The organism is Sphaerochaeta associata (assembly GCF_022869165.1).
In the GTDB taxonomy this organism is placed as follows: domain Bacteria; phylum Spirochaetota; class Spirochaetia; order Sphaerochaetales; family Sphaerochaetaceae; genus Sphaerochaeta; species Sphaerochaeta associata.
This window is the reverse complement of record NZ_CP094929.1, coordinates 705,092-727,592: the sequence shown is the minus strand read 5'-3', so window position 1 is coordinate 727,592 and position 22,501 is coordinate 705,092. Positions and strand designations below refer to the sequence as shown.

The following is a 22,501-nucleotide window of genomic DNA, read 5'->3' as shown; positions in this document are numbered from 1 at the left end:
CGTATGAAAACCACCAACCTTATCACCATCATGCAACAAGGAGGAGCGGTCATGTGGCCGCTCTACGCCCTGTTGGTCATCACAGTCGTGCTCAGTGTTGAACGAACCATCACGCTGATCATCCTTTGGAGAAAGCATGAACCGGTGGTGAAAGCACAGGTGGAGAAACCGTTGAGCATTCTCGACCTGATCGCCATGATCGCCCCGGTCCTCGGCTTCCTCGGAACCGTCACCGGGATGATTACGGCGTTCAAGTCGGTCTCCGAGGCTTCATCGGTTCAGCTGCAGGTCGTTGCAGCCGGGCTGTATGAAGCCCTCTTCACTACAGCCTTCGGCCTGGTCATCTCCATTCTGGCTACCATCGCAAGCTTCGCTCTCGACCTTGCCATAGGAGCACTATGCGAAAAAGAAGAGAGTTAGGCCAAAGCAGCGACATCGCATTCCTTCTCATTATCTTCTTTCTCCTGCTCTCAGGCGTTACAGCTTCCCATAGCCTTGATCTGAACACAAGCAACAGCTCCATTCTTGTTGGAGAAGCCCAAGAACATCTTGAGCTGACGCTCAAGCAAGATGAAACGGTTCTATTCCAGGATAGAGTCCTGAACAATGCTGAATTGACTCCTTTCCTCAACCAAAAACCCCACCTCACGTTATCCATTGAAGCAGCAACAGATTGGCAGACTGTTGTCTCATTTCTGTCCCTGCTTGAGCAGTATCCTCTCAGTTCATTGAGTCTGGAGGTGGTGCCATGAGGAAGAAGAGACCTACCCCGCCCTCCGCCCTCACCGATATTGCCTTTCTTTTGCTGCTCTTCTTCCTCATTATGGCAATAACCTCCTTCCAGACTCCCGTTCCGCTCGATCCTGCACAAGCCCAGGCACAGAAGATTGACTTGAGCACCATCCCAACCTTGTATATAGCGAAGGATGGAAAAATCTATCAGGAAGGCAGGCTCCTTACCATCGAGCAGGTAGAAGAGAAACCCAGCTATTCATTGCTTGCTGATAGGTCAACAGGGTTCAGCACCATCCATCCAATCATTGAAGCATTAAAGAACAAGGGAGTTGAGACCTTGCACCTGTTGGTGGAGGAGCAAGAATGAACCTACGCTTTTCACTGCTTCTCGCCATCGGGATAACGAGCTTGCTGACAGCTCTGTTGTTTCTTCCCATACCTATTATAAAACAAGAGCCAGCACCTGTCCCACAAGCAAAGGCCGCAACCATTTCACTTGTAGATAGAATTGCTGTTCAGCAACCCGATCCGAGCCCTCGAGAGCAAGAAACAAAATCCATCGAGGAGACTGCCCAACCTGTTCCAATGCCTCAGGAGCAACCTGTGCAAGAACCAAAATCAGAGCAACAGGCAGAATATGAACCTCCACGGCCTCTGGTTGAAGAGGCAGTAGCAGCGACCAAGGTATCTGAAAATCTCAATCCCGTCATGATCGACGGATACTATGCAGCAGAGTCTGTTACCACGGCTCCTGTCTTTGACAGGGCCTTGCTTGCTTCCAGGATAGTCTATCCACCGCTTGCAAAGCGGCAACGCAAGGAAGGCTTGGTTGTCGTCAGGCTCTTTTTAGCTGCCAACGGTTTGGTTGAGCGAATCATCGTGGAAGAAGACCCGGGCTACGGCCTGGCAGATGCAGCGATTGCAGCATTCACTTCGTTCAAGGCCTCCCCTGCTTTGTACAACGATGAAGCAGTTGCTGTAACACTGCGCTACCCCATTCGCTTCACGCTGCAATAAGCGGGAGAGAAGACGCAACTCTTCCCAACTTCTGGACATACATCATCGTCAGTAGGTAGAGATTCTGCTACTTTATGCCTACAACTTATGTCAAAGTTATCACTTTCAGCATTGTATCACCCTTTGCAACTTTCTTGATACTTTGTACATTCTTTTACTATCTCATTATTCAATGTTCATTGTTGTCATATGTTATGCAAATCTTACCATTGTACTTATTTACTTATTATATAAATATTTAGATTACTTTCACAGAAAATCATAAGAAATATTTCTAATTTTATTGAGATTTATTAACAACCTGTTGACATAAGTCGCTAGTTTCAGTATAGTACAAGTGTGCTTAGGAAAAAGGCACAGGAAACTATATAACTTGCACCGGAGCAGAAAGCTCCGAAAGGATTACAACATGAAAAAGAACTTCGTAGCCGTACTTCTGGTAATCGCCCTCTCCACTTTTGCTGTATACGCAGTCGATGATGCCAGCTTCCAGGTTGAGACATCGGTTGCAGGCATCAATATGATGAAGCTTACCCAAGCATCTTTCAGTGGCAATAAAGCTGCTCTTGAGGGTGCTGCTGCTTACACTGGACCTCTTGAAGTTACAGCTTCTGGAGTGCAACCCTTTGATGCATATCTATCAACGCTGTCGAATAACCGCAAGGGATATACAGTAAGCATGACTGCAACCGCTATGGCTAGTGAAGTTTCAGGTCAGGCAACTTCATACATTGACTATACCGTGCAAGTGAATGGAGTCTCTATTGAAACTGATGGAGCGAATGTTGTGGCTGGCAAAACAGTCATAGACCAACTTGCAATGGCAGGGTTAGCCAGCCAATCACACAAGATCTCCCTGACTGTCGATAGTACTACTTTCGATGTGGCAGTCGAAGGCGACTACGAAGGAACCGTAACGTTCATATACGCCGCAAAGTAATTGGACCCAATACAAACTTGTCTGTCCAAGGCCACCTCTCCCGCAGGTGGCCTTCTCTTTGTATACAGGAAGGGAGCCTTTCGGCCCCCTTCTGTACGCGTTCTCTTGGCAGATGCTGTTATTCTCCTGCAAGCAATCTCTTGCACAGCAGCTTCAGGCAATGGAAGGTTGAGTCTGCGGGGATGAAGGCATAGGACTTGGTTCGCTTCAGTACGATGCCCTCCACAACCTGCTCAACGGTATAGAAGTTGCCTCCGATGCGATTGTTGTCATAGGGTGCGAAGGCTGAGGCGTAATAGAGGCTTTTTGTTTCACCGGGGTGTATTGTCACCGTGGTCTCCGCTCCCAGGATGGCATCGCTGCTTTGTGCCTCCTTCAGACCATTGTACAGGTGGTTGGTACCTGAACCACAGTTCAAGGAGTACTGCTGGCTCATGCCGCCGCTGTAGAACGCCCACGGAGTTTCGCTTCTCCCGCCGTAGTCGAAGAGGAAGTTGTTGAAGTTTATCGGCAGCATATCCTCTTCCAAAGCAGCAGGACCGGGGAAGAAAGTGAAGTAGACCATCTGTTGGCGCGGGTTGATCACACTCGCCCACCCCAGGTTGGCGGTTCTTGGAACAACACCTGTAATAAAGTCGGTTTTCCCGATCGGAGGCGGAACTTCGGTCAAGTCGACAGTCCCCCCTTCCTTGAGCGGGGCCTTCTTCCAATCCTCGAACTGGGTTTCAGCCAAAAGACGTGAAGTAGCACCGATAAATTGGGTATCGGAACCGGTAGCCCAGAGATTCGCACTTGCATTGAGGACACATCCTGACTCCAAGAATGGAGAACCCAGCTCATTATTCCAGGTTGTATTAGCAACGAGGTCGTCCTGGGCATTGTTGGTGATGAATATCGCGGTATAATGAACGGGTTGGTTGGGAAGCAACATGTCAATCTTACGCACCATCCAGCGGGCCTTACGATTGCGCACCATACTCATCAGCCATACACCACCGAATTCCGGGTCGGTCCCATAACGCTCAACCATCCAATAGGAGGAAGCTGTCAAACCGCTCTGCTCCTGAGTACCCTGCTCCGATTCATACGCCGGACCATAGTTGGGAAAGCTGAAATAGGAACCCCCTTTCTGATAAAGGTAGGGGCTGTTTTTCCAGTAATCGGCATTCTCGTCGCTGAAGACGGAAGTGCCGGTCCCCCGGTAGTGGGGAATGAGGTGTGCATTGAGTCTGCCGCCTTGAGGAGCGATGGCACTCAGTTCAAGCGCCATTCCACCTTGGTCTTCAAGCAGGACCCTGATCAAGTCGTTCGACAGCACTGTTGCATTGCGGCTCTCCCACAATCTCAGACGACGGATATCCATCTCGTTTCTCCTCATTCATGGTGTTAAAAACCATATAATAACAGTATACTGGTACCAGTAACCGCCGACTTATGCAAGGAGTGCAGATTCATGATTTCCAAGAAAGACCGACTGTTCAACCTTTCGACCAAGCATACCAGCTATCTGTTTGCGATAACGGAAACCGGACACCTTGAGCACCTTTACTACGGAAGGCTCCTTTCCAATCCCACGCTCAGCATCGATGCCCTTGCAGAGAAACGAAGCCTGAACATCGGAACGAGTACGGCATATGACAGCGACAACCCGACATTATATCTCACGAACCTCTGCATGGAGTATTCTACCATGGGAAAGGGGGACTATCGAGAGTGTTCGGTCAATATCGAGTACTCACGAGGCATGCAAACCCTCGATTTCATCGTAAAGAGCTTTCGAATCCTTCCCGGGAAGCCAAGGACCTTCAGTGGACTGCCCGAGTCATACGGAGACAAGAGCACCTGTACAACGCTGGAAATAACCCTGAAGGAGACTAGCCTGCCCCTGCGTATGGCACTGACGTACACAGTCTTCGAGGACAGCGATGTCATCACCCGAAGGGCGACCATCTACAACGACGGCACAAACAGCGTCCGTATCAAGGGCCTTGCCTCGGCACAGCTCGATCTCGATGCCGATGACTGGAACCTGGTCACCTTCGACGGAGCCTGGGCGAGGGAGCGGTACATGAATGAGCGACCGCTGCTGCCGGGAATCTACATCAATGACAGCAAAACCGGTGTCTCCAGTGCCGACCACAACCCCTGCATATTCCTCAAGAAGGACGACGGGGAGTGCATCGGCATGAACCTCGTCTACAGCGGCAACCACCGCGAGTTGGTTGAAGTCTCACCCTATGGGAAAATCCGGGTGATGACCGGCATAAACCCGGCGACCTTCAGCTGGGATCTGAGCCCGCAAGACCGCTTCCAATCCCCTGAGGCAGTCCTTACCTACTCCCACCAGGGCATGAACGGGGCCAGTCAGAACTTCCATCACTTCATAAACAACCATATCGTCAGAGGAACGTGGAAGCTGAGGGAGCGTCCGGTCCTCATCAACAACTGGGAAGCCACCTACTTCAACTTCAATGAGGACAAGCTGCTCAACCTTGCAAAAGAGAGCGCCGACCTCGGAATCGAGCTCTTTGTACTCGACGACGGATGGTTCGGCCTGCGCAACGACGACACCACCAGCCTCGGAGATTGGACGGTGAACCCGAAGAAACTTCCTTCGGGTCTGGCGGGGTTAAGCCTTGAGGTACACCGCTTGGGCATGATGTTCGGCCTCTGGGTGGAACCGGAGATGGTCAGCATCGAGAGCCAGCTGTACAAGAAACATCCCGATTGGATGATTGCAATCCCCGGTCGCAGACCGAGTGTCGGACGCAACCAGTATATTCTCGACCTGAGCAGGCAGGAAGTGCGGGATCATCTGTTCAAGAACCTGTCCGAAACCTGGCACCTGGCCGATGTGAACTATATCAAGTGGGATATGAACCGCGTCTTCAGCGACATCTACAGTGCGAACGCCGAGATTCGCAATCATGGGGAGTTCTACCACCGGTATGTGCTGGGGCTCTACGACCTGCTCGACAGGCTCACCAAGGCCTTCCCGAACGTCCTCTTCGAATCCTGTGCAAGCGGAGGGAATCGCTTCGACCTAGGCATGCTTTGCTATATGAGTCAGACATGGACCAGCGATAACACCGACGCCCTGTGCAGGCTCTATATCCAGGAGGGAACCAGCTGCGGCTATCCTCTCTCAACGATGGGCAGCCATGTCAGTACATCTCCAAACCACCAGACGCTGCGAAGAACCGACCTGGAAGCCCGCTTCAACGTGGCTGCCTTCGGGGTACTGGGTTATGAGCTTGACATCACCAAGCTCAAAGGCCAGCAGAAAGAGGCGATCAGAAGTCAGATCGCCTTCTACAAAGCCCATCGCTCCTTGCTTCAATATGGGAATTTCACCCGCATCAAGCTGGCGAACAGCCACTCCAACCAAGTGGTGTGGGCGGTTGCCAGCCACGACAAGAGCGAGCTGCTCGTTCTCTTCGCCCAAAAGCTCAACCAGCCCAACCCGGGTGCCGACAAGCTGAGGGTGGAAGCGGTGGACCTGAACGCCGTCTACGAGGTGTTTCCCCGCCAGCAGAAGATCGACATCAAGATGTTCGGCGATCTGCTCAACCGGGTCAGCCCCGTTCCCATCACCGAGGGAGGCCTTGCCCAGGATACGATCAGCAAGGCCATCTCGCTGGAGAGCGAAATCGAGCACTACAGGGTCAGCGGCGAACAGGTAGCCTACGGCGGCATCAAGCTGAACCAACAGTTCGGTGGTACCGGTTATGATGCCATGACCCGGGTGCTGGGAGACTTCGGCAACAGGATCTACATCTTCAAGAAGATCAACCTAGAAAGCAAGTAAGGTTGCCATCTCTTCCTGCGAAACCTCTTTCTGATAGTGGGAACGTACAAAGCCCAAGTGCTCTGTACTTCCCACCAGAATAGCTCCCTTGAGCTTGCCGTCCTGCACGAAATAGGCTTCATACCGGTTGCCTGTCCGCTTCTTCAGGGCAGGCCCATCGATGGAACCTACGCTGACCACATCCAGCCCGTCACCCTTGAAGCGGGTGAAGAGCACCGGTGTCTGATAGGACTTGTGCTCACCCAATAGATTGGCTGCAGCGGTCTCAGCCATGGCCAGGGCGACCGGGATAATGCCCGGAACCCGACCCTCGTACTCGGCGCAGTCGCCGATGGCAAGAATATCGCTGTTGCTCGTTTGCAGGTATTGGTCGACTACAATGCCGCGATTGGTTTTCAGCCCTGCCGCCTTCGCCAGGGTGATCTCAGGCAGTACCCCCAAAGAGAGCAACAGGGTGCGGCATGGCACCTCCTCTTCCCCCTCGGTCACCAAAGCCCTGATGTGGCCGCCCAGATCCAGCTTCTGCGCCTGGGTCTTCACCCCTTCCTTGATGACCAAGCCCTGTGCTTCCAGGTGTGCCTTGAGAATCGAAGCACCCTCTGTGTCCAACTGACGCACAAGAATGCGGTCGGCGGCTTCAAGGACGGTCACCTCATAGCCCTTCCTTTTCACCCAGAGGGCGGTCTCCAATCCCAACAGACCTCCGCCCAGGACAACGACAGGGTTCTCGATGGTTTCTCCGATATTCTGGGCATCGCTGAAGGTTCTCAGGGCGCAGGCACCATCGGTGCAGGAGAAAATATCGAGCATGCGCGACCGGCTGCCGGTGGCGATGACCAGTTTATCGTAACTAAATGCGGTATTTCCGCTATAGACAAGCTTCTTCTCGGGATCGATGGCAGTGGCTGCACGCTTTTGCAGGTAGGGAGGATCGGTCTTGGCGATCAGGTCCTGCAGGGCATCCTTGTCACAAAGGGCCTGCGGAAGCAAAATTCGGCTGTAGAACCCTACCGGCTCTTCACTGAACAGCTGAACAGATACACCCTTTGCTGCAAGCTTGGATGCTACCGTTGCCCCTGCCACCCCGTTTCCAATGATTATTACGTTCATAAAGAACTCCTTCTTCCCTCAGAGGCTACCCTAAGAGGGGGAAGGATGTCCAGAAAGGATAGAACCACTCTTGCCAGCAACGGCTGCTTCTCTATATTATGGACGGAATGGAACAGACTGTCATATATCTGGAAGCAGGGGCCGCCTCGCTTCCAACCAATGCAGCGTACCTCGCTCTGTGTCAGCAGGTACGCCGTTCTGTCTTCGTGAAGGAACAGGGCGTCAGCGAAGCCATCGATTTCGACGGCAAGGATTCCTCTTGCGCCCACCTGTTGCTCCTCTTCGGGGATGAAGCTGCAGGCACGCTCAGGATACAGAAGACTGACGATGGCACCAAGCTTGAACGGATTGCAATCATGCGCGAATACCGTAAGCAAGGCTTGGGTGAATTGCTGGTACGCTGTGCCCTGGCATTGGCTGATGGTCCGATCTATATCCACGCACAGGTCCAGAGCGAAGGGTTTTACCAACATTTGGGATTCGTTGTTGAAGACCCGACAATCTTCTACGAAGCTGACATCCCTCATAAAACCATGATCTGGCCGCACAAGAAAGGAGTTTTGCCTTGTACCATCACAAGACCATCATAATCGCGGGAGCCGGCGTCTTCGGCACGGCCATGGCCGAACGGCTCTCATGGAATACCACCAATACCGTCATCCTTTGGTCAATTGAAGAGGATGTGGTTGAGGATATCAATAAGAATCATAGAAACACCAAGTATTTTCCCACCCATTTCTTGAATACCAGCATTCGAGCCACAAGCGACAAACAGATTTTCCGCTCGGCCGACTGCATTCTTTTGGTCATTCCTTCGAAGGCGATAGTCTCCTTCACCGAGGAGATCAAAGCCCTGACCAAGGACGACTGCATGGTGATCAATCTTGCAAAGGGTATGAGTGACGACGGAGCCTTCATCACCGAGCAAATCCCCTTCACCCGCACGGCAAGCATGAAGGGGCCTACCTTCGCCATCGAGGTCCTGCACGGCCTTCCCTCTTCCTTCACCTTCGGAGGCAGGAAGGAGGACTATCTGGTGCTCAAGGAGAACATCCTCAAGGATACCGGTCTTTATCTCGACTACACCAGCGATATCCGTTCGGTGGAGCTGATGAGTATTCTCAAGAACATGTACGCCATAGCAATCGGACTTGTCAGCGGAAGATTCAACTCCCCCAACGTCGACTTCCTCATCTACACCAAGGCGGTCTCGGAGATGAAGAAGTTCCTCGCCCTCTTTGAGTGCAGCACCGACACCATCTTCTGTTACTGCGGCATCGGGGACCTCGGGCTTACCAGCCTGAATGACCTCTCACGCAACCGAACACTGGGCCTTCTGATGGGAAAGGGCTTCTCGATCGACAACAGCGGGACTTCGGCCACCGTCATTGAAGGTAGCAGGACCGTCAAGCTCATGGGAGAGATCACCCGGCAAAAGGGCGTACAGGAGGAGTACCCCCTGGTGCAGGCCCTCTATCGGCTGATGTACGAGGGAGAGTCCATCAACGACTATATGGCGGCGGTGTTTGCATAGACGTGGGCAAGCCCCATCTCATTGATGAAATGGGGCTTGGTCGGAAGAAACTCCATTATCTACAGAGCCTTCAGCACTTCCACGTCTTGGATGTGGCAGGTGTGTTTCAATCTCTTCAGTTCTTCTTTCAAAAGCACTTCATCAGCCTTTGATAGAGATGAGAACGGGCTTCTTGCAAAACCGGCTTCGACTCCGATCCAGGAGAGCATGCGCTTCATGCTTGCGTGCATCGGATGCTTGAGCACGCTGAATATGATCATATCGGCCTGGGTCTGCAACTGCTTGGCAATCTCCCAGTCCTTCTGCTTGTACGCATGAAAGAGCTTGATGAAGAGCTCAGGAATGACATTGTAGAAACTGCCGATCAGACCATCGGAACCGTAGGCGAGACCCGAGAGGGCCATCTCATCACTACCCGAGTAAATCTTGAAGTCAGGACCGATTTCTTCCTTGATTCTCAGTATCTCATGGTGAGAACTTGCCGTGTATTTTATCTCCTCCACGCCGGCAATGGTTGCCAAACGCTTGATCGTGGAGAAATCCATCGTTGCAGCGAGGGCGACGTTGTAGACGATCATGGAAAGGTCGACCGAAGCGCTGATCTCCTGGTAATACCGCACCACCTCATCGGATGAGAACTTCCAGTAGAATGGAGGGACCGAGGAGATGGCTGCCACATTGCACGAAGCTGCATGCCTGGCCGAAGGAGGGGAAGGCCCACTACGTGATGCTCACTTTCCCGTCGGATGCAGTGCCGGCTGCTTCCTTGGAACCTGCACCAAATACGGGTGAGGTCATCAGGATAAGCAAGATTGACAGTGCTAGAAGCGATAGCTTTTCATGCTCTTCTCCTTTTTTATTCATAGCCAAAGTGTTTTTTGTTGATACTTGTATGCTAGTTTGTGTTTTCCGGTTTGTCTATGAAAAGAATCAATAGCAGGTAAAGATTTTCCAAGAAAAACACTATTATATTATAATATTTATATTTATTGTATTTTACAACATACAAAATGCTTGGGTTTTTGTAGTAACTCAATCTAATCTTTGACTTTTCTTGTATTCTAGTTTATAGTATTGCTCAATACAAGTAACATCAAATGACAAGATTCTTTTGAGAAGTATGCATAAGAGTGCTAGAATAAGGAAATTATGGCAACACGTACTGCGGTAATCGACCAAATTTATGATGACATACGGGACAAGATTCTGAAGAACGAGTATATACCTGGCAGCAAGCTCAGTGAGAACTCCCTTTCAGTCGACTACAGCTGCTCGCGCACTCCCGTGCGGGAAGCGATCAAGCGCCTTGAACAGGATGGGTTCGTCACAGTCCTCCCTCAGAGCGGCAGCTATGTCAAGGAACTCACCCTCAAGGACTACCAGCATATTGCAGAGATCCGCACATACCTGGAAAGCCTTGCCTTCCGTCTCAACTGCGAGAATGAAGTGGACATCGCTCCCTTCGCTGCCATCCTGGATGAGATGGACACCTGTGACATGGACAAGCCCGATGAGGTGATGCACTTCAGCGACCTGCACTTCCAGTTTCACCTGGAGATGGTGCGTGCATCAAACAATGCAATCCTGCTGACCACATTCAGCAGATTGAATCTGAACACCAACAGCCTGCTCTTTTATCAGAGACTCTCAAACCAAGGAAAGATCCAGACACAGGAGGAGCACCGCAAGATTCTTGCCTACCTTGAAGCGCATGATGCCACCAAGGGCGAGAAGTTCATGTTCGCCCACCTGTGGCGCAAGCGCAATGCCTATAAGCGAAGCAGGGTGTAGGCAACATATTCTGAGGCACCATGGAGATTGTCCGGATCATCGTCTCTCCAAGCTCTGTTCGGGAAACACCCTGCCTTAAAAACACACCTTCAACCTGTTCCCGTCAATAAAGGGATGGTTCTGGATAAGTCCGAAACATAGTGCGGCTGCTTTTCTCATGCTTCCGGGGTATAGATCCTCACCGTCAAATGTCTGAAATGGTGCCTGTACTGCAGAATCCAATAACCGATAATCACGGATACCGTCCATCCCTCCCGAAACTTCTATGAGATACGTGTGAATAAGCAGGACCTGGCCTACGCTGATTCGCCTCATCTTGCGAGTTCTTTATACGCCTTTGCATGGAGGTTGAATGTACGCCTGGAGATTTCCAACAACTCATCATCCCCGACTTGCTCGGCTGCCATTATTTGTTCGAAAGACACCAAAACATAACGAGGAGCGTTATTTTTCAAAATTACCACTGAGCCGTTTTCATCCACTGCTCTTGCCACCTTCGAGAAATTTCGATTTGCTTCGGTGATGGATACCAAGTTTTTCATGTCGATCAGCATATGACCACCTCCTCTGGGGGCATATTCAAATATCCCTTATTTTTAGGATATATTCAACCTATTTATTCACTACAATTTATATGAACCTCCAATTAACCGGGAAAAATCAGAGTTCGAGTATAGATAATGACTTGTAATTGGCATGGAGTTGAATGCGCTGGAATGATCGCTGTATATACACTGTGAATGTCAAGGAGTTTTTTCTCTTCGCCCACCTGTGGCGCAAGCGTAATGCGTATACGCGAAGCAGTGTGTAAATTGCGGATTCCTATCCGTAAAATACGCTTACAAACCCATATCGCTGAATTGCAACCTTTTCCCAAACCTAACGGGTTAAAAGAAGCCAGCTTTTCGTACAACTTTATTCGAATTGAGAGAAAAACAGGAAAGTTGCCCCATATCTGAAATTGTCTGATAAATAATGCAAATTATGAGTTCTATTATTGACAGATAGCAGGCATTACAACACTATTGGAGTATGCAAAAACCAATACACTTGATTGTCATTTTGCTGTGTATTACTACTTCTTTGTTTTCTACCGTCACAGTCACATATGACATGGAACCCACTTTGTTTATTCAAGCCTCACTGCCTCTGCCATTTGAGCCCCGGAACTTCGGAGCTCATTTAGGAACCTTGACATTCCAACGTAGTGCTGATGATACAACACCCATCTACGATCCATCATTAATTGCCATTGCAACCAACAACACATGGAATATTACCGGGCCGTACTCATGGGGCTCTAATGCATACGGCCCGGTGTATGACAATAACTATACCATCAATCTATATCCACACGCTGTGTACCGCCTTGATGGATCCTTAGTGTTGAATCGACTTTCACCCAATGCAGGGAAAGTCCCGCTAACAACTACAGGTAGCAACGGTATTGACGAGTCTACATTCATTGTTGATTTATATGTGGCTAATGTGGACAAACACTTTTCAGGATCACAATTGAAACCCAATGGAAAGTACATCATCGATGAAGGAGATTTTGGAACTTTCACCGTTGCAATTGCAGCTCCAAATAAAACCATCTGGGAACCTGGAAGGATTGATCTTCCAATTATTGGGCTTTCTCCTTCTGCGACCAGCCCCTATATCGGAGTCGATTCCGGTAGTGTTGAGTTTCATCCTGAGCGATACATACTCACTATTCAAAACAACTTCCCATTCTCTCTTGACGAAGTATTTGCCACAGGCAAGGCCCAAATAGCCCAATTCCAACTATACCTTACTGAAGTAAGTCCATACAACACTGCAATTTCTTATGGAGTATATATTACATTTTCAAACTATGCTAATTCAGAAGCTTTCTGTATGCATAGGAATAATAATATGGGTGACTATGCAATCGACTACTGCCTGTTTTTTCTGGGACAAGATGTCATCGGCGGCCAGAGGATTTTGTGGGATGGTTTTTACGGCAACAATACTACGTATTATCAGAATGTATACGTCAAAGGCATCTCTGCATCACAAGTCGATTCTGTTCCGGAGGGAACGTATTGTGACACGATATACGTTACAATAACCCCGCAAGACCATATTTAGGTGGATTAGAGACAAATAAAAAACTCCCCCAAGCTTGCACCCTTGAAGGAGTTCCGCAATAGCGCGGGAGTGTACCTGTCGTTACCTCAGATATGAGGGGGAAAAAAACGAGCAGGACATTCGGTAGGATATTCATGACATAAGTCAATCGCCTAACCGTTCGGACATCTACACTATATCAGTAATCATAGCTTCTGTTAAGCCTTTTTTCAAAAAATTTCTAAGCACTTGCAGAAAAAACAATTACGTCTTCGATTTCAATACATTTCCAAGACCATTGAGACCGTGGAAGTGACAGTCATCGTGCCTGCGGGGATCTCAGTAGCCATGTCATAGGCTGCTTCACTGGCCATCGCCATCTTCAGGCGGCTGTTGTAGGGGTTGGAAGCTGTGGAGTACTCACTGATTGTAATTGGTTTTCCAACCTGCATTTGAGCCCCCCTTGCATAGAGCTCTGCCTTTGCAAGAGCCTTCTGGACGGCCTGCTGACGAGCTTCCTCCAAACCTATCGATTTATCTTCCTTGTCCAGCATTACCGAGTTCAGGTAGATGCCGCTTACCTCTCCAAGTTGGTCGATCAGGCTTCCGAGGTTCTCAAGCTTACGCAGTGTTACCGAAAGCGTCTGACTGGCGACCTGGCCCTCCAAATACTGCTTTCCCTCTATCCACTGGTAACTGGGCCTAAGGTTGAGCATCGTAGTCTTGATGTCCTTCTCTTCAATCCCGTTCTTTCTCATGATGGAAAGTAGTTGCGCCATTTTCTCATTGGCGAAGTTCTGTGCCTCACTGGTGGTTTTTCCCAGCTCGCTTACCTGGATGGAGAAGGAGGCGATATCGGGGGCAAGCGTCACTTCCCCGGTCGCCGATACCTCGATGGTTCGCACCAGGTCCTTATTGGACATACAAGAACTCAATAGCACTACGATTGCAATCAAAACACCTACCACAGCGATTCGTTTCTGTTTCATTCTCACTCCTTACCTATCGAATAGTGACCAGCTCAGGTCTTTTCCTTGCTTCCCTGAGGAAGTAGCCCAAGGCGATCATCATGATTCCATTGTCATAGATGCCCGTCCCCATCCGGTCGATGACAGTCTGCACCGGGATGGAAAGCACCTCAAGCTGCTCATTCGGATCGAGCTCCTGACCGCTGGTGTGCTTCACATGCTCGACCAAGTAGAAGTAGGACCTGTTGTTCATAAAGGCAGAGTTGGGGCTGACGTCTCCCAATGCAGTCACCCTGGTACCTTCCAAACCTGTCTCTTCCTTCAGTTCCCTGAGGCCGGCATCCATGGGATCTTCGCCCTTCTCCACCACACCGGCGGGAAATTCCCGCGTGACGGTTGCCGAGCCATGGCGGAACTGATCCACCATGACAAACATCGGCACTCCGTCATCGTTACGAAACCAAGGAATAATCGTCACCCATTTCGGACAATCGACTTCGATGAAGGTGGCACTGCGCCCATCACTGCTGGTGCGTTGCACGGTGCAAATATCGAAAATAGGACCTTTGAAAACCTGTTCCCGCTTGCCGGACTTCCACATCAAGTGAGTATTTGCTCTTCCATCGTCATGGGTGAACGGATCGAACATGATTCACACTCCTTTGCGTGAGGGACAATTGCTGCTGCAACTTGAGCAGGCGGAGGGAGCACAGGAAGCGGTTCCTGCAAATTCAGTGCTGCGGTGCGAAGAAACTGCTGTTCCGCTGTTGATCAACAGGGCGATATCCTTGATCGCCTTGGCCGAGACACTTTCGGGCTGCAGGCTCAAATAGCTCTTTCCCGCATCCTCGGCCTCCATGATCGCAACCTCCAAGGGAACCCTGCCCAAGAAGGGCACACTCATCTGCTCAGACATCTTCTTGCCGCCGCCGATACCAAAAATGGGAATCTCGGTACCGCAGCCCGGGCAGATAAGGCCGCTCATGTTCTCCACGACTCCCAAAATGGCAACGCCCATTTTGCGTGAGAAGTTCACACTTCGTCTGGCGTCCAGTATGGCTACTTCCTGGGGAGTGGTGACAATGATGGTACCGGTCAACTCGGGAATTGTCTGACAGACGGTGAGCTGCTCATCACCTGTTCCCGGAGGAGAGTCGATGAGAAGGTAATCCAGTTCGCCCCAGTCGGCCTGGGCGAGGAACTGACGGATTGCGGCAATTTTCATCGGACCTCGCCAGACAATGGGGCTGTCCGGTTCACTGATGGCAAAAGCCAGGCTCATGACTTTCAGGCCGGGGCGTGCCTCTACGGGAAAGAAGGTGTCACCGCCGTCCTCGGTGGTGAGAATCCCTGCCTCGCAGCCCAGCATCTTCGCCACATTCGGTCCATGCAGGTCGGTATCCAGAATACCCACTGTGCAGCCGCTGTCGACCAAGGCATTGGCAAGGTTGACCGTTACCGTAGTCTTTCCCACACCGCCCTTTCCGCTCATGATCAGAATTTTCCGCCCTATCTTATCCAGATGATTCCTGATTGCCTTGTCCTCGGCAATCCTCTGTGCAAAATCCACACCTTCAGACATTCTTTATTCGTTCTCCTTCGGCACGCAAGCCCTTTGTACCTTACGATAAAGAGTGAAAACAGACAAGAGAACTGCCTCCAGGCAGGGCTCACAGTACAAGAAGCGTCTTTTTACCTGTAATTTGGTTTTATCGTAAGAAATCGGGAGGCTGCTGTTTCTTCAAGTCGGAACAACTGCTTTACCTGCCTAGAAAAATTCCCGATCCCCGGCTCTGTGGGGTTTTATGAAAACTGTGTACTATTGCAATTCCGTTTCATATTTTTCAGAATTAACCTAACCATTTATCCTACCTTTACTTGAAACGCCCCCTCTGATTCCGATATACTCAGTACCAGTGCGTTTCTCGTAGTCATTGGCTACGGTCACTATAAACCTTATTAGGAGTTCGTATGGTATTCTTAGCGCAACTACCGAAAGAGCAGTTAATCGCCCAGCTGGAGTATGGGGTTATCCTCATGATCTTGGGACTTGCTACGGTGTTTGTGTTTCTTACATTGCTGGTCTTTCTTACCAAAGGCATGAGCGCCATTGCTAGAAAGATAGCACCTGCAAAGAAACCAGCTGCCGCCGTGATCAGTCCCTCTGCCGCCACCATTTCTGCAAGTCCTGCAAGTGATGCAGACATTGCAGCAGCCATCGTGGCCGCATTCGCCAAGTCGAAAGAATAAGTAACACCCGGAGGACAATTCCAAATGAAAAAACAAGTCAAGTTCATGTGCACCGCGTTCCGCGACGGCTTCCAGTCCGTGTATGGCGCACGCGTATTCACCAAGGATTTCATGCCCGCAGTTGCTGCAGCCCGTGAGGCTGGCATCACCCACTTCGAAGCCGGCGGCGGTGCTCGTTTTCAGTCGCCGTACTTCTACTCAAATGAGGACGCCTTCGAAATGATGGACGAGTTCCGCAGAGTTGCCGGAGCCGATGCCGATCTGCAGACACTTTCACGCGGTGTCAACGTCGTCGGACTTGACTCCTACTCCAGGGACATCATCGACCTGCACGCCAAGCTCTTCAAAAAGCACGGCATCTCCACCATCCGTAACTTTGACGCCCTCAATGACGTCAACAACCTCATCGACAGCGGTCGGTCCATCGTCAATGCAGGCCTGCGCCATGAAGTCGTTGTCACCATGATGAGCCTTCCCCCGGGAACCACCGGAGCACACGACCCCGACTTCTATGAAGCCACGCTCAAGCAGATTCTTGATGCCGGCATCGAATTCCAGTCCGTCTGCTTCAAGGACGCCAGCGGTACCTCCACCCCTGCTTATGTATACGAAACCGTCAAGCGCGCCCGCAAGATGCTGGGCAAGGACATGAACATTGTATTCCACAGCCATGATACCGCCGGTGTCTGTATCCAGCAGTACATGTGCGCACTCGAAGCTGGTGCAAACCAGGTCGACCTTTCCATGATGCCTGTCTCCGGCGGCACCTGCCAGCCCGACATCATCACCATGTGGCACGCCCTGCGCAATACCGACTTCGACCTCGGCATCGACATCAAGAAGATCCGCGAAGCTGAGGCAGTATTCCAGGATTGCATGAAAGACTACATCATCCCCCCCGAAGCAATGACCGTCACTCCCGAGATCACCTTCTCCCCGCTTCCCGGTGGAGCACTCACTGCAAACACCCAGATGCTCAGGGACAACAACCTGATGGACAAGTATCCCGCCATTGTTGAAGCCATGGCCGAGACTGTTGCCAAGGGCGGTTACGGAACCTCCGTCACCCCAGTCTCCCAGTTCTACTTCCAGCAGGCCTTCAACAACGTCATGTTCGGACCTTGGAAGAAGATTGCGGAAGGGTATGGAAAGATGGTGCTTGGGTATTTCGGCAAGACTCCCGTCGCCCCCGACGCAGAAGTCGTAAAGGCTTGCTCCGAGGCACTGGGTCTGAAGCCCACCACCGAGAAGGTTGTGGACATCAACGAGAAGGATCCCAAGAAGGGTGTTGCAGCAGCAAAGGCCATGCTTGAGAAGGAAGGCCTGCCCATCACCGACGAGAATATCTTCATCGCAGCTTCCTGCAAGGAGAAGGGAATCCTCTTCCTTACCGGCAAGTCACAGGTGAACGGTATGTACAAGATCAACCGTGAGGAAGAAGCCGCCAAGAAGAAGGGCGAGTATACTGTAACCGTCAACGGCAAAGCATACGGCGTCAAGCTCGGCAAGGACAATGCCACCGTCAACGGCACCAGCTATCCGCTGAACGTTGGGTTCGGTATCGACGAGAAGGCCATCGAGGCTTCCAAGGCTGTTGCCTCCAATGCTCCTGCTGCCGCTGCTGCACCTACTCACGAAGCAGTTTCCTTAAAGGCTCCGATGCCCGGCTTGATCCTCCGCATCGAGGTGAAGGAAGGTCAGAAGGTTACCAAGAACCAGGTCGTGATGATCATGGAAGCCATGAAGATGGAGAATGAAATCTTCGCACCGTGCGACGGCGTGGTAACCAAGGTTTCTGTAAGCCAAGGCCAGCAGATGCAGAGCGACGACGAATTGCTCGTAATCGCGTAAAGGAGATTCTGAGATGATTGGTTCTGCGTTTAATCAACTCTGGCAGTCCACAGGACTGTACGGATTCATGGGGATGGTGGAAGGCTTCGGTATCGGCAATTTGATTATGATACTGATCGGCTTCGTCCTCCTCTATCTTGCCATCAAGAAGGGCTTCGAGCCCCTCTTGCTCGTACCGATCGGGTTCGGTTGCATCCTTTCGAACATCCCCATGGGGTTCATCGCCAGTGTTGATCCTTCAACCGGGGCTGCCGGTTTCATCAAGCTGCTGTTCGACATGGGTATCGACACCGGGCTCTTCCCGATCTTGATCTTCATGGGTGTAGGTGCAATGACCGATTTCGGTCCGCTCATTGCCAATCCCAAGACCCTGCTCCTCGGAGCAGCCGCCCAGCTTGGCATATTCGTTGCCCTCCTCGGTGCCCTGGCCTTGAGCTTCATTCCCGGGATCAACTTCGACCTGTTTGCTGCCGCCTCGATCGGCATCATCGGTGGTGCCGACGGTCCTACGGCCATCTATGTTACCAGCCGACTGGCCCCGAATCTGTTGGGACCCATCGCCGTAGCTGCATACAGCTACATGGCCCTGGTTCCCATCATCCAGCCCCCGATCATGCGTGCTCTTACCACCAAGGAAGAGAGATTGATCAAGATGCAGCAGCTCAGACCGGTTTCAAAGATTGAGAAAATCATTTTCCCGATTCTTGTACTGTCCACCTGCGCAGTCCTCCTTCCGTCAGCCACCCCGCTCATCGGTGCTCTGATGTTCGGTAACCTGGCCAAGGAGTGTGGAGTAGTCAACCGTCTTTCCGACACCATGCAGAACGCCCTGATGAACATCGTTACGATTTTCCTCGGCCTCTCTGTCGGTTCGAAGATGGAAGCCACCCACTTCCTCAACCTCAATACACTTGGAATCCTGTTCCTCGGCATGGTGGCATTCAGTCTCGGTACCGCCGGTGGAGTACTGTTGGCAAAGCTGATGAACAAGCTTGACCCCAAACACCCGGTCAATCCGCTCATCGGAAGCGCAGGTGTTTCTGCAGTACCGATGGCAGCCCGTGTGTCCAGCAAGGTCGGCCAAGAGTATGATCCCCAGAACTTTTTGCTCATGCATGCCATGGGTCCGAACGTAGCCGGAGTCATCGGTTCTGCCGTTGCTGCCGGTGTGTTGCTCGCAGTTGTCCCGTATATGATGACTCACTTGCCCATGTAAGCAAGTAGCTGCATTAAAGAGGCTGTCTCCTTGTTGGGGACAGCCTTTTTCTTGTCCAGCTCAGAATCGATAACGGATGCTCAGCTGTGGAGACATTTCAACATCAATCGTGCCATCGGTGGTGTAGAGCCCTATGTACACGAACTCGGTGCCCAATGAGAAGTGTTCGAACAAGACAGTCTCCACCCCGATGCCCGCACCTGCACCGAACTGTGTAACGATGTCAGCAGGTGTGTATCCAATGGTTTCATCTCCCTCGGCTTCCTGGTAACGCCGATGATGCAAGCCGGCTGCCAGGTATACACGCCCTCCAAGAAACGAGGTGATGGTGTGGCTTATCAGCGGGTACTGAACCTCCGCTCCGATGTTGTACGCAAAGCGGTCGCGGCCCTCCTCCATATTCGGATGGAAAAAAGCTCCGCCGGCAATCTGAAATCCAAAGGAGGGGTACCACTTCTGGTAGCTTGCGCCAAAACCCGCCAGCCTTCCGCCTTGTACGCCCAAAGCATGCGTGTAATGGTCGAATACTGCACTCTTTCCAACCAAGGGAGTTGCAAGCGTAAGCAACAACAGGGCGGTTGCGTAGATTGATTTTCTTCTCATACGTTAACAGTACCACCACTTGTCCGCCCTGTCTTTCCCTCCATAATCCCAATTCCCACTTTTCTTCACCACTGTGGTAGGCTATAGTACTGGCTATGTGGATACTCATTGTACTCTTACTCATGCTATTCGTTCTCTGGAACACCACCCTCATCGGATATAAGGACAAACAGACACACATGCTTGCAACCGATGAATCGAAAGTGTTCAGCGAGCAGGCAAAGAGCATAACCTACACACAAGGCAGCAACACGGCGATTCTCTTGGTTCATGGATTTCCCTCCACCCCTGCGATGTACAGCTACAGCGCAAAGCGCTTGTTCGATGCAGGATTTGATGTGTACGCACCTCTGATGCCCGGATTCGGAACCGACCCCAAGGATCTTGAGAATACCACCTTCACCCAATGGTTTGGATATCTCAGCCGCTGCTATGAGGACTTGAGGGCCAGGTATGACACGCTCTATGTGCTGGGCACCAGCATGGGAGGCATGATGACACTCAAACTCGGCGAGCTCTACTGCAATACGGACAAAGAGCCGGACAAGCTGGTGACCATCGCAGCCCCGGTTGTCTACAACAGTATGAAGGAGTGGATTTTCACCGATTGGAGGCAATACTTCGCCCGGACTGTTGCTCTGTTCGTCCCTTCCTTCAACGCACACGTCATCGATGGAAACGGCAAGGGAGAGGACGGCAGCGAAGTCTGGTATGGCTATGGAGGAACATTCGTTCGACCGGGTCTGAGCCTGGTCCATGCAATGAGACAGGTCAGAAAGAAGTTGGGAACGATCACGTGCCCCCTCTTCTCCATCCATGATGTCAACGACCGCATCATACCGTTCAAGAATCTGAAGATCATTGAACGCGAGCAGAAGAGCAGGGAGTTCCGAAGTTTGGAGACCAAGATGGGAAATTTCAATCACGGTCGCCACTCCCTTCTCTCCTACCACTCAATCCAAGCATCACTTACCGATAGCATTTTGGAATTTTTACAGGACAAGGAGAAAGCCAATGCCTAAACGCAAAGACTACATCAGCTGGGACGAATATTTCATGGGGGTAGCCGTCCTCTCATCCATGCGCAGCAAGGACCCCAACACCCAGGTGGGAGCCTGCATCGTCAATGCCGATCATAAGATCGTTGGGGTGGGTTACAACGGCTTTCCCATCGGAGTGAATGACGACGAAGTGCCCTGGGAACGTGAAGGGGACTGGCTGGATACCAAGTACCCGTATGTGTGCCACGCCGAACTCAATGCGATTTTGAATGCCATCAGCAGCAGTCTGAAAGGCTGCTCCCTCTATGTCGGGCTCTTTCCCTGCAACGAGTGCGCCAAGGCAATCATTCAAAGCGGGATCAGGGAGGTCGTGTATCTCTCCGACAAATATGCGGATGCAGAGAATACAAAGGCCTCCAAATGGATGTTCGACCAAACCGGGGTAACCTACCGAAAGCTTGAACCGGCTCATGCAAGCATTCTGGTACAGATGCAATGAGAGTCCTCACCGTCTGCCTCAATCCGACGTTTCAAAACACGCTTCTCTTTTCTGATTTCAAGATCGGGGAAGTGAACCGTGCCGCCGAGCACTATCTCGACGCCTCGGGAAAAGGCATGAACACAGCCCGGATCGTAAGCCAGTTGGGTGAGGAAAGCATGTTGCTCACACACCTCGGGGGGCCGAGGGTCGAGGAGATGCTGAGTCTGTGCAAGAAGGATAAAGTCGAAATCCTATGGGCGGACAGCCACAGTGAAATCCGCACCTGCACCACCATCCTCTCAGACGGCAAGGCCACCGAATTGGTGGAAGAACCGTATCCGGTCGACAGCAGCACCGAGGGGCCTGTACGAAAACTTTTCAGCGAGGCAATCCAGAGAAGCGACGCTCTCATTATTTGTGGAACGCGGGCTCCCGGGTACTCACCCAACCTCTATGCCGACTTTGTCAAGGAAGCAAAAGAGCGAAACCTCTTTGTACTGCTCGATTTGAAGGGAGAGGACCTGAAGCGATGCCTCCCCTTCGGAGTCGATGTCATCAAGCCGAACCTCAGCGAAGCTGCACAAACCTTCCTCGGCCTTACTGTCGGGGAGCAGGAGGAAACTGGTGAACTTGAAGAGAAAATAAAGCCGATATTGAAGCAGATCCATCAAGAGCATCATACTTCTACAGTTCTCTCTCGAGGCAGTCAGGAGGTATGGGTTCAGTCAGCCGAGTTCTTTTGTGTACCGATTGAGCAAGTGAAGGCGGTCAATACCATCGGATGCGGGGACAGCCTGGGAGCGGCCTTGACTGTGGCCTTATACAAGAGTACAAATTTGCAACAAGCGGTACAATACGCAACAAAGATTGCAACAAAGAACGCAAAAACAGTCCGACCGGGTACGATTTTCTAGATTTTCAGCCAAGACCATTGGTGCAAAGAAGTTTTCAAAGATTGAGTAATCGCTAAATTTGCAACATTAAATTATGAATTTTCGCAAATTTTCATGGAAAAAATCATACTTAGCGTAATTCAATCGATATTAATTTACTGCAGGAAAAGCAATTTCTTTTGACAGGCAAACTATCTCACTCTATACTG

The 22,501-nt window shown here is 51.1% G+C and carries 25 protein-coding genes and 1 pseudogene; 16 read left to right on the top strand and 10 right to left on the bottom strand.

Translation table 11 applies throughout. The features are described 5' to 3' along the window. Positions 1-3: 3 nt before the first annotated feature. From MUG09_RS03330 to MUG09_RS03310, 5 genes are all read left to right on the top strand, one after another. Positions 4-420, top strand: coding sequence for a MotA/TolQ/ExbB proton channel family protein (locus MUG09_RS03330; RefSeq protein ID WP_244773541.1), 417 nt, complete (start codon positions 4-6; stop codon positions 418-420). Beyond that, positions 399-752 (top strand): biopolymer transporter ExbD, encoded by a 354-nt coding sequence (locus MUG09_RS03325; protein ID WP_244773539.1) that lies wholly within the window; start codon positions 399-401, stop codon positions 750-752. The genes MUG09_RS03330 and MUG09_RS03325 overlap by 22 nt, the downstream gene beginning before the upstream one ends. Next, a complete protein-coding gene (locus MUG09_RS03320; protein ID WP_244773537.1) occupies positions 749-1,102 on the top strand; it encodes a biopolymer transporter ExbD in 354 nt (117 codons plus the stop codon). The genes MUG09_RS03325 and MUG09_RS03320 overlap by 4 nt, the downstream gene beginning before the upstream one ends. A gap of 236 nt (positions 1,103-1,338) precedes the next feature. Next, positions 1,339-1,752: an energy transducer TonB gene (locus MUG09_RS03315; protein ID WP_244773535.1), complete on the top strand. Its 414-nt coding sequence runs from the start codon at positions 1,339-1,341 to the stop codon at positions 1,750-1,752. A gap of 409 nt (positions 1,753-2,161) precedes the next feature. After that, the gene (locus tag MUG09_RS03310; RefSeq protein WP_244773533.1) at positions 2,162-2,692 is read left to right on the top strand and encodes a hypothetical protein; all 531 of its coding nucleotides are present in this window, start codon (positions 2,162-2,164) and stop codon (positions 2,690-2,692) included. Positions 2,693-2,810: 118 nt separating this feature from the next. Here the strand turns inward: MUG09_RS03310 and MUG09_RS03305 are convergent, their stop codons facing one another. After that, entirely contained in the window at positions 2,811-4,055 is a 1,245-nt protein-coding gene (locus MUG09_RS03305; RefSeq protein ID WP_244773531.1) for a hypothetical protein, read from the bottom strand. A 90-nt stretch (positions 4,056-4,145) separates the two neighbouring features. Here MUG09_RS03305 and MUG09_RS03300 point away from each other — a divergent pair, with 90 nt between their 5' ends. Beyond that, complete coding sequence (locus tag MUG09_RS03300; protein ID WP_244773530.1) at positions 4,146-6,500, top strand: alpha-galactosidase; 2,355 nt, start codon at positions 4,146-4,148, stop codon at positions 6,498-6,500. Here MUG09_RS03300 and MUG09_RS03295 read toward each other — a convergent pair. After that, positions 6,486-7,610: an NAD(P)/FAD-dependent oxidoreductase gene (locus MUG09_RS03295; protein WP_244773529.1), complete on the bottom strand. Its 1,125-nt coding sequence runs from the start codon at positions 7,608-7,610 to the stop codon at positions 6,486-6,488. The genes MUG09_RS03300 and MUG09_RS03295 overlap by 15 nt on opposite strands. Before the next feature lie 107 nt (positions 7,611-7,717). Here MUG09_RS03295 and MUG09_RS03290 point away from each other — a divergent pair, with 107 nt between their 5' ends. After that, entirely contained in the window at positions 7,718-8,200 is a 483-nt protein-coding gene (locus MUG09_RS03290) for a GNAT family N-acetyltransferase (RefSeq protein WP_244773528.1), read from the top strand. Beyond that, entirely contained in the window at positions 8,176-9,144 is a 969-nt protein-coding gene (locus MUG09_RS03285; protein WP_244773527.1) for an NAD(P)H-dependent glycerol-3-phosphate dehydrogenase, read from the top strand. The genes MUG09_RS03290 and MUG09_RS03285 overlap by 25 nt, the downstream gene beginning before the upstream one ends. 59 nt (positions 9,145-9,203) lie before the next feature. Here MUG09_RS03285 and MUG09_RS03280 read toward each other — a convergent pair. Together MUG09_RS03280 and MUG09_RS03275 are read right to left on the bottom strand one after the other, a co-directional pair. Beyond that, positions 9,204-9,833 (bottom strand): annotated as a pseudogene (locus MUG09_RS03280) (dihydrodipicolinate synthase family protein); the annotation flags it as partial. A gap of 31 nt (positions 9,834-9,864) precedes the next feature. Next, positions 9,865-10,008, bottom strand: a complete 144-nt coding sequence (locus MUG09_RS03275) for a hypothetical protein (RefSeq protein ID WP_244773525.1) — start codon at positions 10,006-10,008, stop codon at positions 9,865-9,867. Between the two features lie 285 nt (positions 10,009-10,293). Here MUG09_RS03275 and MUG09_RS03270 point away from each other — a divergent pair, with 285 nt between their 5' ends. Then, positions 10,294-10,935 carry a GntR family transcriptional regulator gene (locus tag MUG09_RS03270; protein ID WP_244773524.1) on the top strand — a complete coding sequence of 214 codons (642 nt, stop codon included), beginning with the start codon at positions 10,294-10,296 and terminating at the stop codon, positions 10,933-10,935. A 75-nt stretch (positions 10,936-11,010) separates the two neighbouring features. On the opposite strand, the gene MUG09_RS03265 is transcribed toward MUG09_RS03270, so the two are convergent. Continuing rightward, the gene (locus tag MUG09_RS03265) at positions 11,011-11,250 is read right to left on the bottom strand and encodes a type II toxin-antitoxin system death-on-curing family toxin (RefSeq protein ID WP_280529381.1); all 240 of its coding nucleotides are present in this window, start codon (positions 11,248-11,250) and stop codon (positions 11,011-11,013) included. Then, a complete protein-coding gene (locus MUG09_RS03260) occupies positions 11,247-11,489 on the bottom strand; it encodes a type II toxin-antitoxin system prevent-host-death family antitoxin (RefSeq protein ID WP_244773522.1) in 243 nt (80 codons plus the stop codon). Before MUG09_RS03260 ends, MUG09_RS03265 begins: the two co-directional genes overlap by 4 nt. Positions 11,490-11,967: 478 nt before the next feature. Here MUG09_RS03260 and MUG09_RS03255 point away from each other — a divergent pair, with 478 nt between their 5' ends. Then, positions 11,968-13,050 carry a hypothetical protein gene (locus MUG09_RS03255; RefSeq protein WP_244773520.1) on the top strand — a complete coding sequence of 361 codons (1,083 nt, stop codon included), beginning with the start codon at positions 11,968-11,970 and terminating at the stop codon, positions 13,048-13,050. Positions 13,051-13,307: 257 nt separating this feature from the next. Here the strand turns inward: MUG09_RS03255 and MUG09_RS03250 are convergent, their stop codons facing one another. The 3 genes from MUG09_RS03250 to MUG09_RS03240 are packed head-to-tail and all read right to left on the bottom strand — an operon-like array spanning position 13,308 to position 15,579. Then, the gene (locus MUG09_RS03250; protein ID WP_244773518.1) at positions 13,308-14,018 is read right to left on the bottom strand and encodes an SIMPL domain-containing protein; all 711 of its coding nucleotides are present in this window, start codon (positions 14,016-14,018) and stop codon (positions 13,308-13,310) included. A gap of 13 nt (positions 14,019-14,031) precedes the next feature. Beyond that, the gene (locus tag MUG09_RS03245; RefSeq protein ID WP_244773516.1) at positions 14,032-14,646 is read right to left on the bottom strand and encodes an NUDIX hydrolase; all 615 of its coding nucleotides are present in this window, start codon (positions 14,644-14,646) and stop codon (positions 14,032-14,034) included. Between the two features lie 3 nt (positions 14,647-14,649). Continuing rightward, positions 14,650-15,579: an Mrp/NBP35 family ATP-binding protein gene (locus MUG09_RS03240; protein ID WP_244773514.1), complete on the bottom strand. Its 930-nt coding sequence runs from the start codon at positions 15,577-15,579 to the stop codon at positions 14,650-14,652. A 389-nt stretch (positions 15,580-15,968) separates the two neighbouring features. Here MUG09_RS03240 and MUG09_RS03235 point away from each other — a divergent pair, with 389 nt between their 5' ends. Genes MUG09_RS03235 through MUG09_RS03225 form a run of 3 tightly spaced genes read left to right on the top strand, consistent with a single transcriptional unit; the run spans position 15,969 to position 19,314 of the window. Further along, a complete protein-coding gene (locus MUG09_RS03235) occupies positions 15,969-16,247 on the top strand; it encodes an OadG family protein (protein ID WP_244773512.1) in 279 nt (92 codons plus the stop codon). A gap of 24 nt (positions 16,248-16,271) precedes the next feature. Beyond that, positions 16,272-18,098, top strand: a complete 1,827-nt coding sequence (locus tag MUG09_RS03230; RefSeq protein WP_244773510.1) for a biotin/lipoyl-containing protein — start codon at positions 16,272-16,274, stop codon at positions 18,096-18,098. 13 nt (positions 18,099-18,111) lie between these two features. After that, positions 18,112-19,314, top strand: a complete 1,203-nt coding sequence (locus tag MUG09_RS03225; protein ID WP_244773508.1) for a sodium ion-translocating decarboxylase subunit beta — start codon at positions 18,112-18,114, stop codon at positions 19,312-19,314. 60 nt (positions 19,315-19,374) lie between these two features. Here MUG09_RS03225 and MUG09_RS03220 read toward each other — a convergent pair whose 3' ends face one another. Beyond that, entirely contained in the window at positions 19,375-19,917 is a 543-nt protein-coding gene (locus tag MUG09_RS03220) for a hypothetical protein (RefSeq protein WP_244773506.1), read from the bottom strand. A gap of 122 nt (positions 19,918-20,039) precedes the next feature. On the opposite strand from MUG09_RS03220, the gene MUG09_RS03215 reads away from it, so the two are divergent. The 3 genes from MUG09_RS03215 to MUG09_RS03205 are packed head-to-tail and all read left to right on the top strand — an operon-like array spanning position 20,040 to position 22,313. After that, positions 20,040-20,939, top strand: coding sequence for an alpha/beta hydrolase (locus MUG09_RS03215; RefSeq protein WP_244773504.1), 900 nt, complete (start codon positions 20,040-20,042; stop codon positions 20,937-20,939). Next, positions 20,932-21,417 (top strand): deoxycytidylate deaminase, encoded by a 486-nt coding sequence (locus tag MUG09_RS03210; protein WP_244773496.1) that lies wholly within the window; start codon positions 20,932-20,934, stop codon positions 21,415-21,417. The genes MUG09_RS03215 and MUG09_RS03210 overlap by 8 nt, the downstream gene beginning before the upstream one ends. Next, positions 21,414-22,313 (top strand): 1-phosphofructokinase family hexose kinase, encoded by a 900-nt coding sequence (locus MUG09_RS03205; RefSeq protein WP_244773495.1) that lies wholly within the window; start codon positions 21,414-21,416, stop codon positions 22,311-22,313. The genes MUG09_RS03210 and MUG09_RS03205 overlap by 4 nt, the downstream gene beginning before the upstream one ends. Positions 22,314-22,501: the final 188 nt, after the last annotated feature.